We start from the raw sequence: 12999 nt of genomic DNA on the forward strand, positions 1-12999 counted from the left end.
CCCGTCCGCCCCTCGCGCCCACCCCTCGTGAGAAGGAGATGTCCCTCATGACCGAACGACTGACGTACGCAGAACTCGCCACCCTCATGAAGAAGGGCGCCGGCCTCTCCGTCGACCCCAAGGAGATGGAGAACCGCTCCGACGCCGCCTTCGAGGAGTACGGCCTGGACTCCCTCGGCCTGCTGGGCATCGTCGGCGTACTCGAGAACCGGCACGGTCAGCCGCTGCCGGCCGACGCCGACCGGTGCAAGACGCCCCGCGAGTTCCTCGACCTCGTCAACAACAGCCTCATGACAGGAGCCTGACGTGTCCGGACACACCGAGAACGAGATCGTCATCGCCGCCCCCCTGGACCTCGTCTGGGACATGACGAACGACCTGGAGAACTGGCCGGAGCTCTTCAGCGAGTACGCGGCCGTCGAGGTCATGGAACGGGACGGCGAGCGCACCACCTTCCGCCTGACCATGCACCCCGACGAGAACGGCAAGGTGTGGAGCTGGGTCTCCGAGCGCACCACCGACCGGCCGGGCCGTACGGTGCGGGCCCGCCGCGTCGAGCCCGGACCGTTCCAGCACATGGACATCCGGTGGGAGTACACCGAGGTCCCCGGCGGCACCCGCATGCACTGGCAGCAGGACTTCGCGATGCGCCCCGACGCGCCCGTGGACGACGCCTGGATGACCGACAACATCAACCGGAACTCCAAGGTCCAGATGGCGCTGATCCGGGACAAGATCGAGCAGCGCGACCGCGAGGGCCGCTCCGCCGCCGTCCCGGCCAACTGACCGGCAGAGGGGCACCACTCATGCACCACGCACTGATCGTCGCCCGGATGGCGCCGGGATCCGGCCCGGACATCGCGGAACTGTTCGCCGCGTCCGACAACAGCGAACTGCCGCACCTGGTCGGGGTCACCCGCCGCAAGCTCTTCCAGTTCGGCGACGTCTACCTGCACATGATCGAGTCCGAGCGCCCGCCGGGCCCGGAGATCGCCAAGGTGACGGAGCACCCGGAGTTCCGGGCCATCAGCGAACGGCTCACCGCCTTCGTCAGCCCGTACGACCCCGAGACCTGGCGCGGCCCCAAGGACGCGATGGCCCGGGAGTTCTACCGCTGGGAGCGCGACGCCACCACGTGAGCGACGCGGAACCGCCCCGGTCCCTGCTCTTCGGAGGGGACCGGGGCGGTTTCACGTACGCACGGAGGTCAGTCCGGCACCACGCACTCGAAGGCGTGCAGATACGGGTTGACCGGCCGGACGCCGTCGATCCGCAGCCCCGCCTCGGAGAGCCGGTCCACCAGGCTCTGCCGGGTGTGCTTGGCGCCGCCCACGTTCAGGAGCAGCAGCAGGTCCATGGCGGTCGTGAACCGCATCGACGGGGTGTCGTCCACCAGGTTCTCGATGACGACGACCCGGGCGCCGGGACGGGCGGCCCGGACGACGGCGGCGAGCGCCCGGCGGGTGCTCCCGTCGTCCCACTCCAGGATGTTCTTGATGATGTAGAGGTCGGCGGCGACCGGGATGCCCTCCCGGCAGTCCCCGGCGACGATGGACGCCCGCCCGGCCAGCGCGCCGCCGTCCCGCAGCCGCGCGTCGGCCCGGGCGACGACCCCCGGCAGGTCCATCAGGGTGCCGCTCACCGACGGGTGCTTCTCCAGCAGGCTCGCCAGCACATGCCCCTGGCCGCCGCCGATGTCGGCCACCGACGCGACACCGCTGAGGTCGAGCAGCGCGGCGACGTCCAGCGCGGACTGCACGCTGGAGGTGGTCATGGCCGCGTTGAACACCTGCGCCGACTCGTGGGCGTCCTGGTGGAGGTAGTCGAAGAACTCCTTGCCGAACACGTCCTCGAAGACGTTGCCGCCGGAGCGGACCGCGTCCTCCAGGTGGGGCCAGACCTCCCAGGTCCACGGCTCCGTGCACCACAGCGAGATCGCCCGCAGGCTGTCCGGGGCGTCCTCCCGCAGCAGCCGGGACATGTCGGTGTGCGCGAAGGTGCCGTCGGCGTTCTCCGAGAAGACGCCGTAGCAGGCCAGTGCCCGCAGCAGCCGCCGCAGCGGCCCGGGCTCGGTCCCCACCGCCTCGGCGAGCCGCTCCGCGGTCTCGGGGGTCTCGCCGAGCGCGTCGGCGACACCGAGCCGGGCGACGGCGCGCACGGCGGCGGAACGGGCCGCGCCGAACACGAGCTCGCGCAGCCGCATCGCGGGCTGAGGGGTGGGCAGGGGCTGGACGGGAGTGGTGCCGGGGGTGGTGCTCACGGTGGTCATGCCGTCTCACTTCTCCTCGTGCGGGGGGTCACCGGTCAGCACATCCCGGCCGGTGCGGAGGTCGTGCAGACATTGCCGGTGAACCGGTTGCCCGTACCGGTGTCCCGGTCCGCCAGGTCCGCCGGCAGGTTGCCGAGCACGACGTTGCCGCTGACGGTGTTGTCGGTGTTCTTCGCGCCCACGAAGCTCTTGAAGAGCACGACGCCGCCCGACAGCGGGGTCGCGCCCACGTTGTCGCGGATCACGTTGTTCCGCACCTCGGTGGACTCGGTGCCGGTCAGCACGATCCCGGAACCCTGGATCGCGGGCAGCCGGTCGGTGGCGGCGCAGAACTTGTTGTTGCCGGTGATCCGGTTGGAGCGGACCGACAGGGCGCCGGCCCGCGGGGTGCCCTCGTCGCCCACCACGAACACCCCGCTGCAGTTGGCGGTGAGGGTGTTGTCGCGCACCGACAGGTTGCGCACCCGCCGCGCGGTGAACCCGATCCGGTTGTCGGTCAGCGTGTTGCCCCGGACCCGGGTGCCGCCGGTGTCGGTGGCGCCGCCCTCCTCGTCGACGCTGTTGGCGACGAAGATGCCCGCGTCCCCGTTGGAGCGGGCGGTGCTGTCCCGGATGTCGGAGCGGGTGGACCGCTGCTGCGCGATGCCCCAGACACCGTTGGTGTCGGCGGTCACCGAGCGGACGGAGAGCCGGTCCGTCCAGGACGCCCACAGGCCGCTGCGGGCGAACCCGGTGACGCGCAGGGACCTGACGGTCACCCCGTCCACGGTGTCGTCCGCGGTCCCCAGGACGCAGATCCCGTTGCCGGCGCCCGCGCAGTCGTCGCCGGAGGCGGCCCGGCCGGCCGCGGGCATGATGACCGTGGCGTCCCCGGAGCCGCGCAGGGTCAGGCCCGGCGTGCTGATCCGGACGCTCTCGCGGTAGGTCCCGGGCCGGACCACGATGGTGTCCCCGGGGCGTGCGGCGTCCACCGCCGCCTGGATGGACTGTCCCGGTGACACCACGCGCGCGCCGGCCGCGGCGGCCGGTGCGGACGGCACCGCCGCGGCCAGTCCGGCGGCCGAAGCGGCTGCGATGCTCACGAGGCGAGTGATGTGTCGTTTCCTCATGAGCCGAAGCTATGGGCGATCCCGGCTCGGTGCCACGCACGGTGAGCGGTTGGACGCGGGGCGTGCCCGAATGGCTCACGCCTGCCCCCTCTCGCTAGCGTGGTGGCCGTGACAGCCGAACGAGATCTCCGAGTCCTGCTGAGCGGCCTGAGCCCCGAGCCGCACCCCGGCCGGTACGTCTACGCCACCGTGGCCGACGGCATCCTCCCCGACGGTGCCGCACCCGTCGTCACGGTCCGCGAGAGCGAAGGGCTCACCCTGGTGCTCCCCGAGGCCGAGGCCGCGGCGGCCGGGCTGGCGTACACCTATGTCGCCGGCTGGATCACCCTGCGGGTGCACTCGGCACTGGAGGCGGTGGGACTGACCGCCGCCGTCTCGCTCGCCCTGACCGACGCGGGGATCAGCTGCAACGTGGTGGCGGGGTTTCACCACGACCACCTCTTCGTGCCGTACGAGCGGGTGGACGAGGCCGTCGCCGTACTGGAACGGCTGGCCGCGGAGTCGCGTACCGGGTGACAGGTGTGCACGCGGTGGAGGTGTGCGGTGCGCGGAGGTGTGCCCCCGGGCCTGGGCATATGCCGGTCCGGGCCCGGCTCGGCGAGGTGAGCCAGGACACGTAACATGTGTGCATGTCCTTCCTCCGCCGCCGCAGCGCCGCCACACCCGCGGGCCCCGACTTCGACGTCCTGGCCATGGACCCCGGTGACTGGCCCGGCAACCTCGGCGCCGGCCTGCTCCCCGCCCCCGACGGCAGCTGCCAGGGTGTGTTCCTCCGGTACGACCTGTTCGGCGGGCGCGGCCCCGCGATGATCATCGGCAACCTGCCGGAGGGCTCGCCCGCGCGCGAGACCGAGGAGGGGCAGGTCCCCTTCGAGGTGGCCCAGTTGCTGCTGGCGCTGGAGAACGACGAGCCGGTCGAGGTCACCGGCACCGAGGACATGCCCGTCATGCAGGGCGACAACCTCATGATCGTGCGCCGGGTGAAGCTCTCCGAGAGCCGCATCTCGTGTGTGCAGTTCGACCGCAGCGACGGTGTGCTCGTCACCATCGCCAGCTGGGACCGGCCCATCACCGACGACCTGTACGCCCTCCTCAAGCCGCTGCCCGCCGAACTCTTCCAGCAGGGCTGAGCACACCCCCGGTCACCGGGCCGCATCGCCCGGTGACCGAGGCGCACCGGCGGGAGCTACCCGTTCGCTCCCGACAACTGGCCGAACAGGGCCGCCACCTTCGCCGCCGAAGTGCCCATCCCTGTGGGGCCGTTGAGGTGCCACGGGGCGCCGGTGCCCCGCCGCAGATCCTCCTCGCGGTAGCGCCGGCAGCCCCGGTGCCAGATCAGGATCCCCGCGAGCCAGTGCTTCAGCTCCTGCACATAGCCCGCCAGCGTCTCCCTGGCCTCGGCGTCCAGGCCGAAGTCGTCGTAGAGCACGGGCAGTTCGTTCTCGGCGACATGCAGGAACTGCCGCAGCCGCGACTTCATCAGGTCGTACAGGATCGCCATCCCGGTCGGATAGTCCACCCCGAAGAAGTTCTGCACGACCAGGACCCCGTTGTGCACCTCGCCCTCGTACTCGATCTCCTTCTGGTACGAGAACAGGTCGTTGAGCAGCGCCGCGTAGTCGGCGGCCGCGTTCTCCAGGGAACGCAGCGGGCCGCTCTCGTAGATCTCCCGCGGCACCTTGCGGCCGTGCCCGATCCGGCACAGGCTCATCGTCAGGTCGGAGCCGAACGTCATGCGCCGCATCTCGACGTAGTCCACCGGATCGGGGATCCGGTGCTGCGCCTGGTTCGCCAGCTCCCACAGCCAGCTCTCCGTCATGTCCTCGACGGACTTGCGGAACGCGCGCCGCCCGGCGTCGTCCATCGGCCCCGCCGTACGCTGCCAGAGGTCGCCGAGGCTCCGTTCCAGCGCGTTGACCGGCTCCGGCACCGGGCCCCCGTCCAGCGGCATGAAGAGCGACAGGCGCTCATTGGCCAGCCGGGCCCCCGCCAGGTCCCGTGACCGGCCGTGCACCACCGGGAACCAGTCGTCGCCGTACGTCCCCCACGCCAGCCACCCCGAGGACAGGTCGAGCCCGTCCGGCGTCGCGTCCGGGTGGATACCGGCCGCGCACAGCGGCAGGTCGATCGCCCGCAGCCGCTCCTCGTCCCAGATGTGCGAACCCGGCACCCCGGGCTGCGGCCCCAGGATGCCCATCCGGTCCGCCCAGACCACCAGCCGCTCGCGGGCGCCCTCCAGATGCGGGCTCAACGTCGTGTCGAACGGCAGGTCGAAGTCGGGCAGCAGGGACGGGCCCACGTGCTGGAAGAGCGCATGGCTGTGGCTGCGCAGCCGGGCCGACTCGGAGCGCCGGGTGAACCGGATCGACGCGGCGGACATCCCGAAGCCGGGCTCGGGATCGCCGGCGCCGCCGTCGTTCATGTAGCGGCTGGAGCGCATGTGCCACTCATGGCCGCCGGACTGCCAGTCCTGCAACCCCTTCACGTACGCCCCGACCGCGGCCGTCTGCGCCGCGTCCAGCCCCTTGGCCGCGCAGAGCGGGCCCACCTCGGTCAGCGCGGTGTTCTCGAACTGCTGGAGCCTGGACGTCAGCAGGTCGTTCACCGCCTCGGCCGCCTCCTGCGTCGAGCAGGCGAGGAAGCGTTCGAGGACCAGCACCCCGTTGCTGTTCTCACCCTCGTCCTCCACCTCGCGCTGGTACGAGAAGAGGTCGTTGCGCAGATGGACCCCGTCAGAGAACGCGTCGCGGAGCACCCGCAGCGCCCGTTCACCGGCGACCGCCTCCGGTACCTCGGCCCCGGCCGCGTACTCCACGAGCCCGGCCGACCAGGGGGCCCCGCCCACCTTGCGGCGCATCTCGATGTACTCGACGGGGTTCGCGATGCGGCCCTCGTTGATGTTGGCGAGCTCCCACAGCGACTCGTTGAGCAGGTTCCTGGTCGACTCCGCGAACCGGACCCGCCACGCGTCCGACATCGCGGGCACCGTACGCGCCCACAGATCCGCGAGCCCCGCCTCCACCGGGTTCTCCGGCTCGGGCACCGGCGCGCCGCGCTCCATCGGCATGAACGCGGGCAGCCGGTCCAGATACCGTTTGCCGCCCTCGCGGTCCGGGGTCCGTTTGAACAGCTCCAGGAAGTGGTCGTCGAAGAAGAAGACCCACACGTACCAGTCGGTGACGAGCGACAACGCCTCCGCCGAGCAGTCGGGATGGGTGTACGCGCAGAGCAGCGCGTAGTCGTGCGCGTCGAGGTCCTTCTCCTCCCAGATACCGGACCCCTCCAGCATCCCCATGGTCCGCGCCCACGTCTTCGTGTGCTGCCGGGCCTCCTCCACGTGGGGGTTGAGACGCGCCGGATACGGAACATAGAAGTCCGGCAGGGTGAACGGCTGAGCCATGTGCGTCCGGCCTTTCCGAGAGCCATTGCGTGGGAACCACGCGCATCGGTCCTGTCGGCGCCAGCACTACCCTTGGTCCGTTCGGGGCACGCACCCGCGCGATTAGTCACACCGCAGAGCGCCCGTTCGAGGGACACCTGTGCCGGTCCGGGCGCGTAAAACCCTGGTAACGCCCGATCGCCACACCCCCGCCGTTTCCCGCCCTTCGCAGGTCAACGGCCCTGTCAGTGGTCTGGTCCAGTGGCTCAACGCGCGGCCCTTCCTGGACTCTTGACGCCTCTTCACCTCAGGTCACAGAGTGTGCGCGCACGCCCGCCACGGCTCCACCCGGCTCTACGAAGGGTTGTCATGACGTCCAAGCAGAGGACCAGGCTCGCACTCGCCTTCACCACCGCCGGGGCGCTGAGCCTCGCACTGCTCAGCCCGGCCGCCCCGGCCGGCGCCGACGGGGTCCGGCCCGAGTGCCCGCGCGGTCTCGCCTGCGACTGGGTACCGGCCGCCTACCAGCAGACCGGCGACCCGGCCGACAAGGAGACGTACGGCAACTACGACACCGCCGACCGGCCGCACACCAACAAGATCAAGTTCATCGTGCTGCACGACACCGAGGAGGACTTCGACACCACTCTGAAGATCTTCCAGAACCCGCTGAAGCAGACCTCGGCCCACTACGTCGTACGCTCCGCCGACGGGCACGTCACCCAGATGGTCAAGAACAAGGACGTCGCCTGGCAGGCAGGCAACTGGTACGTCAACAGCCACTCCATCGGCATCGAGCAGGAAGGCGTCGCCGTCGACGGCGCCCAGTGGTACACCCCCGAGATGTACCGCTCGACCGCCGCCCTCGTGCGCTACCTCGCCGCCGAGTACGACATCCCCCTCGACCGCCAGCACATCATCGGCCACGACGGCGTCCCGCCCACCAGCGCCGCCGGCACCAGGAACATGCACTGGGACCCGGGCACCTACTGGGACTGGAACCACTTCATGACGCTGCTCGGCAGGCCCACCGTGCCGACCGCCCGCCCCGGCAGTCAGCTGGTGACCGTCAGCCCGGGCTTCAAGAGGAACAAGCAGGCGTTCCGCGACTGCGAGAAGAAGGTGGACCTGCCCGTCCAGGGCTCCAGCGCCGTCCCGCTGCACACCGCCCCCTCCGACGACGCGCCCCTCTTCTCCGACCCCGGCGTCCACCCGGACGGCTCGCCCGGCACCAACTGCGCCGCCGACTGGGGCAGCAAGATCAGCGCCACCCAGCAGGCCGTCGTCGCCGGCCGCGCCCCCGGCTGGACGGCCATCTGGTGGTACGGCGAGAAGGCGTGGTTCCGCACCCCCGCCCACACCCGCACCACCGTCCCCACCTCCGGCTACGTCGTCCGCCCGAAGGCCGGCAGAGCGGAGGTGCCCGTGTACGGGGTCGCCTACCCGGAGAAGTCGGAGTACCCGGCGGACTTCGCGGACCAGCGGGTCGGCGCGCCCCTCCAGTACACGATCAAGGCCGGCCAGTCCTACCCCGGCGGTGGCGAGGCACCCACCGGCTTCTTCTACGCACCGACGATCGACGCCTCATACCCGCTGGACCACGCGTACTTCAAGGGCGAGGAGAAGTACGTGACGGTTCAGATCGGCCACCGCGTCGCCTTCGTCAAGGCGTCCGACGTGGACGTCGTGCGCGCCCGCTGAAGCCAGGGTCCGGCACGCGCACAACAGCGCGCCGCGAGCCCGGTGTGTCGGCACCGGACCCGCGGCGCGCCCCATGGGGCCGGGCGGTCAGCGCGTGCCGACCGCCGCCCGCACGGCGTTCCGGGCCATCGCGCAGTCGTCGTGCAGCCGGCGCAGCAGCAACCGCTGCTCCTCGCCCGGGGCGAGCGCACCCGGCCGCTCCGGCACGGCCCGGGCGGGACCGGCCTCCCGCATGGCCCGCTGCACGGCCGTCTCGTACCGGCGGATCTCCCGCGTGAGTACGAGCATCAGGTTGACCAGGAACGCGTCGCGCGCCGCCGGACCGGCGACCTGCGCCATCTTGCTGATCTCGCGCCGGGCCACCGGGGCGTCACCCAGCACCGTCCACAGCGTCGCCAGGTCGTACCCCGGCAGATACCAGCCCGCGTGCTCCCAGTCCACCAGCACCGGCCCCGTGGGCGACAGCAGGATGTTGGAGAGCAGCGCGTCCCCGTGGCAGAACTGCCCCATCCCGTGGCGCCCGCCGGAGTGGGCGATCCCGTGCAGCAGCTTCTGCAGGTCGCCCAGGTCCCGGTCGGTGAAGAGACCCAGCTCGTGGTAGCGGGCGATCCGCGCCGCGTAGTCCAACGGCGCCTCGAACAGGCCCGCCGGCGGACGCCAGGCGTTCACCCGGCCCACCGCCCCGAGGACGGCCCGCAGGTCCGCACGCGGCGGCGCCTCGGCCGGGTGGCGCGTCAGGGCGGCCACCCGGCCCGGCATCCGCTCGATGACCAGGGTGCAGTTCTCCGGGTCGGCGGCGATGAGCCGGGGCACTCGTACCGGCGGGCGGTGCCGGACGAACGCCCGGTATGCCCCTATTTCGTGCCGGAATCGCTCCGACCACTCGGGGGAGTGGTCCAGTAAACACTTCGCCACCGCCGTCGCGCGCCCCGTGGAGCCGACCAGCAGCACCGAACGCCCGCTGCGCCGCAGCACCTGCACCGGATTGAACTCCGGGCAGATCCGGTGCACGGACGCGATCACCATCCTCAGCTGGGCGCCCTGGGGGCCCGACAGGTCCAGCCGGCCGCCGAGGGAGGGGACACCGGGCCCTCCCGGCCGCCGGGGCCGCCCGATGCCGGGGGCCGGGACGGTCGCGCGCGGGTCGAGATACGGTCCGCCGCCCGCCTGGAGGGGGCGAAGCGGCCGGGGCGGGGCGGACACGGAGGACGATGCTGTGTACATGGGCGATACAGATCCCTTCGTGCGCCGACAAGTTGCGTGCGCCACCCCGGCCGGCGGCCGTTCGGCACCCTGGGGAGTACCTAGGGCTGCCGGGCGGGGTTGCGCTTTCCTACCTGACACCGGCGCGCGGGTGTCTCTCGACATAGCGCACCCTGGCGAACCCTGGCGAATAGTCGCAAGGCATCTGACACGGGGTTACTGTCAACACAGCCGAGAACCTGGGGGCTTGACGTGACCGGAGAACCCAACACCCGTCTGTCGGACCTGTTCGGCCTTGCCGGCTGGTCCAAGGGCGAACTCGCGAGAATGGTGAACCGGAAGGCGGCGGCCATGGGCCACCCCCAACTGGCCACCGACACCTCGCGCGTGAGGCGCTGGATCGACATGGGGGAGTCCCCCCGCGATCCCGTGCCGAAGGTGCTGGCGGCTCTGTTCACCGAGCGGCTCGGTCGTGTCGTGACCATCGAGGACCTCGGGTTCGGCCGGCGCGGGCGTGTGGGGAAGCGGCGAGAGGCCGGGACGCAGGACAATCCCGAGCAACTCCCGTGGGCGCCCGAGCGGACGGCAGCGGTCCTCACCGAATTCACGGGAATGGACCTCATGCTCAACCGACGCGGCTTGATGAGCGCGGGCGCCGCGCTCGCCGCCGGCTCCGCCATCGCCGGCCCCATGCACGACTGGCTGCACACCGACCCCGTACTGGCGGCCGACGCCCCGAGCACCGGCGGCCCGGTGCACGCGGATCCGGCAGGCTTCGACCTGTACGAGGCCGCTCCCATCGGCTCCGAGGAGATCGAGGCGCTGGAGCGGTCCGTCGAGGTCTTCCGCGCCTGGGACGCGTCCCGGGGCGGTGGACTCCAGCGCAAGGCCGTGGTGGGCCAGCTCAACGAGGTGGGCGGGATGCTCTCGTACCACCACCCCGCCCACCTCCAGCAGCGGTTGTGGGGCGTCGCCGCCAACCTCGCCGTCCTGGCGGGGTGGATGTCGCACGACGTGGGCCTCGAACCCACCGCGCAGAAGTACTTCGTCATCGCCGCGCACGCGGCCCGGGAGGGCGGCGACCGCCCGCGCGCGGGTGAGGCCCTGTCCCGGGCGGCCCGTCAGATGGTCCACCTGGGCCGCCCCGACGACGCGCTGGACCTGATGAAGCTCGCCAAGTCGGGCTCCGGCGACACCGTCCTGCCGCGCACCCAGGCCATGCTCTGCACCATCGAGGCGTGGGCGCAGGCGTCCATGGGCCGGGGGCAGGCCATGCGGCGCACGCTGGGCCGGGCCGAGGAGCTCTTCGTCTCGGACAAGACCGACGTGCCCCCGCCCAGCTGGATGCAGATGTTCGACGAGGCCGACATGCACGGCATGCAGGCCCTGGCCTTCCGTACGCTCGCGGAACACGAGCCCGCGGCGGCGGTCATCGCCCAACGGCACGCGAAGCAGGCCCTGGAACTGCGGGTCAACGGCCGCGAGCGGTCCAAGATCTTCGACTACATCTCGCTCGCCTCGGCGTGCTTCATCGCCGACGACCCGGAACAGGCCGACCGCTACGCGCGGCTCGCCCTGGTCACGATGGGGGAGACTTCCTCCCACCGGACCTGGGACCGGCTGCGCGAGATGTACCGGCTGACCGGGCAGTTCTCCGGCTACGCGAAGATCGAGGACCTGCGCGAGGAGATCGAGCTCGCCGTGCCGCCGAGCCAGCGCAAGAAGTCGAGGAGCGCCGAGATCTGAGGAGTCCCGGGACGCGATGAGCAGCGGGCTCCGCCGAGGGCGACTGCCGCTTCCCTACGCCCCGACGCGGGCGATCAGCACGCACGCGTCGTCCAGCCGCTCGGTCCCGCCGAACGCCTCGACGACGATCCGTACGCACTCCTGCGCCGAGCGGGCCTCGGCGAAGCGCGGGGCCAGCCCCAGCAGCGTCTCCGTGCCCGGGCGCGCACCGCCGTGCCCGGCGGTGTCGTCGCGGGCCAGTCCGTCGGTGTGCAGCACCAGCACGTCGCCGGGCAGCAGGTGCGCCTCGTCCTGCTCGTAGGCGGCCCCGGAGGACGCTCCGAGCAGCACCCCGTCCGGCAGGGGCTGCGGGCGTCCGGTGCCGTCGCGGAAGAGCAGGGGTGCGGGGTGTCCGGCCTGCGCCCAGTCCAGGGTGCGCGTGGCCGGGTCGAACCTGCCGCACACGGCGCTGCCCAGTGCCGGCTGAATGGAGGTCTCCACCAACTGGTTGAGGTGCCCGAGGAGGGCGCCGGGCTCGATGCCGGCCATCGCCATGCCGCGCACCGCGCCCAGCACCACCGCCATGGCGGAGGTGGCCTGGACGCCGTGGCCGGTGAGATCGCCGACGGTGAGCATCGTCCTGCCGTCGGGCAGTTCCATGGCGTCGTACCAGCCGCCGCCGACCAGGGCGCTCGTCCTGGACGGCAGGTAGTGCGCGGCGATGTCCAGAGCGCCGGGCCCGTGGCCGGGGAGCCGGAGGGAGGTCTGCCACGGGGGGAGGACGGCTGCCTCCGGCTCCGCCGCGGCCCGGCGCCCGGTCCCGGGCTGGTCGCGGTGCAGGGAGTCATGGGTGCTGCGCACCACCTGCTGGCTGCGCCGCAGCGCGCTGACGTCGCGCAGGACGGCCCACATGGAGGCGGTGCAGCCGTCCGTGTCGAGAACGGGCTCGCCCATCATGTGCAGGGTCCGGACGCGCCCGTCGGTGTGCCGGATGCGGAACTCGCCGTCTATCGGCTTGCCGTCCACCAGGCAGTCCGTGACGAGCGCGGTGAGTAACGGCTGGTCCTCGGGGAGCAGCCGGGAGGGCAGGGCGTCGAGCGAGAGGCCGCCCGACTCGGGGTCCCGGCCGAAGATCCGGAACAGTTCGTCGGACCAGCTGACCTCGTCGGTGAGCAGATTCCACTCGGCGCTGCCGACCCGGCCGATGAGGGAGCCGGCGGGCTCGCCGGCACCGTCCGCGGGCTGTTCGGAGGGTTCGGGGGGCAGGCCGTCACGGAGCTGTCCCAGCTGTGCGCCCAGGTCGTCCAGGTGGTGCACCGCGAGCTCGCACAGCGCCCGCTGCCAGCGCGTGCGCGGGTCGTCCTCGTCGACGCGCACGGCGTCGCGCCGCACCGCGTCCACGTCGCCGCGCAGCCGGCGCGTGCGGTGGATCAACGCGTCGACGGCTTCGCGCTCGGGTGGCTGCGGGGCGGAGCGGTCCGCTGAGAGGGGGGACGGCATGTCGTACTCCGATACAGGGCGGCACAACCAGTGACGAAGGGTGGACCGCATACGACTTTCGCACAGCCGGAAGAGGCCCGTAAGGGGTTTGGCAACACTCGATGCGTTCTTGC

General features: G+C 71.7%; 12 protein-coding genes. 7 read left to right on the top strand and 5 right to left on the bottom strand.

What is annotated here, in order from left to right:
- Nucleotides 1-47 precede the first annotated feature (47 nt).
- From ACN6LM_RS07060 to ACN6LM_RS07070, 3 genes are read left to right on the top strand one after another with little or no spacing between them, the layout of a single operon-like run.
- Nucleotides 48-305, top strand: a complete 258-nt coding sequence (locus tag ACN6LM_RS07060) for an acyl carrier protein (protein ID WP_164404358.1) — start codon at nucleotides 48-50, stop codon at nucleotides 303-305.
- Nucleotide 306: 1 nt separating this feature from the next.
- Nucleotides 307-786 carry an SRPBCC family protein gene (locus ACN6LM_RS07065; protein ID WP_445064401.1) on the top strand — a complete coding sequence of 160 codons (480 nt, stop codon included), beginning with the start codon at nucleotides 307-309 and terminating at the stop codon, nucleotides 784-786.
- A 20-nt stretch (nucleotides 787-806) separates the two neighbouring features.
- Entirely contained in the window at nucleotides 807-1139 is a 333-nt protein-coding gene (locus ACN6LM_RS07070) for a TcmI family type II polyketide cyclase (protein ID WP_164404356.1), read from the top strand.
- Between the two features lie 68 nt (nucleotides 1140-1207).
- On the opposite strand, the gene ACN6LM_RS07075 is transcribed toward ACN6LM_RS07070, so the two are convergent.
- Together ACN6LM_RS07075 and ACN6LM_RS07080 are read right to left on the bottom strand one after the other, a co-directional pair.
- On the bottom strand, nucleotides 1208-2269 hold the full coding sequence (locus ACN6LM_RS07075; RefSeq protein WP_445064402.1) for a methyltransferase: 1062 nt from the start codon (nucleotides 2267-2269) through the stop codon (nucleotides 1208-1210).
- Nucleotides 2270-2304: 35 nt separating this feature from the next.
- Nucleotides 2305-3378: a right-handed parallel beta-helix repeat-containing protein gene (locus tag ACN6LM_RS07080; protein WP_445064403.1), complete on the bottom strand. Its 1074-nt coding sequence runs from the start codon at nucleotides 3376-3378 to the stop codon at nucleotides 2305-2307.
- A gap of 108 nt (nucleotides 3379-3486) precedes the next feature.
- Between ACN6LM_RS07080 and ACN6LM_RS07085 the strand changes: the two genes are divergently transcribed.
- Together ACN6LM_RS07085 and ACN6LM_RS07090 are read left to right on the top strand one after the other, a co-directional pair.
- Nucleotides 3487-3894 carry an ACT domain-containing protein gene (locus tag ACN6LM_RS07085; RefSeq protein WP_445064404.1) on the top strand — a complete coding sequence of 136 codons (408 nt, stop codon included), beginning with the start codon at nucleotides 3487-3489 and terminating at the stop codon, nucleotides 3892-3894.
- Between the two features lie 113 nt (nucleotides 3895-4007).
- A complete protein-coding gene (locus tag ACN6LM_RS07090; protein WP_026171499.1) occupies nucleotides 4008-4508 on the top strand; it encodes a hypothetical protein in 501 nt (166 codons plus the stop codon).
- A gap of 56 nt (nucleotides 4509-4564) precedes the next feature.
- Here ACN6LM_RS07090 and ACN6LM_RS07095 read toward each other — a convergent pair whose 3' ends face one another.
- A complete protein-coding gene (locus ACN6LM_RS07095) occupies nucleotides 4565-6778 on the bottom strand; it encodes a terpene synthase family protein (RefSeq protein WP_445064405.1) in 2214 nt (737 codons plus the stop codon).
- A gap of 348 nt (nucleotides 6779-7126) precedes the next feature.
- Between ACN6LM_RS07095 and ACN6LM_RS07100 the strand changes: the two genes are divergently transcribed.
- On the top strand, nucleotides 7127-8458 hold the full coding sequence (locus tag ACN6LM_RS07100; protein WP_445064406.1) for an N-acetylmuramoyl-L-alanine amidase: 1332 nt from the start codon (nucleotides 7127-7129) through the stop codon (nucleotides 8456-8458).
- Between the two features lie 87 nt (nucleotides 8459-8545).
- On the opposite strand, the gene ACN6LM_RS07105 is transcribed toward ACN6LM_RS07100, so the two are convergent.
- On the bottom strand, nucleotides 8546-9682 hold the full coding sequence (locus ACN6LM_RS07105) for an aminoglycoside phosphotransferase family protein (protein WP_445064407.1): 1137 nt from the start codon (nucleotides 9680-9682) through the stop codon (nucleotides 8546-8548).
- A 231-nt stretch (nucleotides 9683-9913) separates the two neighbouring features.
- Between ACN6LM_RS07105 and ACN6LM_RS07110 the strand changes: the two genes are divergently transcribed.
- Nucleotides 9914-11407: a DNA-binding protein NsdB gene (locus tag ACN6LM_RS07110; protein WP_445064408.1), complete on the top strand. Its 1494-nt coding sequence runs from the start codon at nucleotides 9914-9916 to the stop codon at nucleotides 11405-11407.
- Nucleotides 11408-11461: 54 nt separating this feature from the next.
- Here the strand turns inward: ACN6LM_RS07110 and ACN6LM_RS07115 are convergent, their stop codons facing one another.
- Nucleotides 11462-12886 (bottom strand): SpoIIE family protein phosphatase, encoded by a 1425-nt coding sequence (locus tag ACN6LM_RS07115; protein WP_445064409.1) that lies wholly within the window; start codon nucleotides 12884-12886, stop codon nucleotides 11462-11464.
- Nucleotides 12887-12999 lie beyond the last annotated feature (113 nt).

It is taken from the genome of Streptomyces sp. SAS_281 (genome assembly GCF_052542855.1).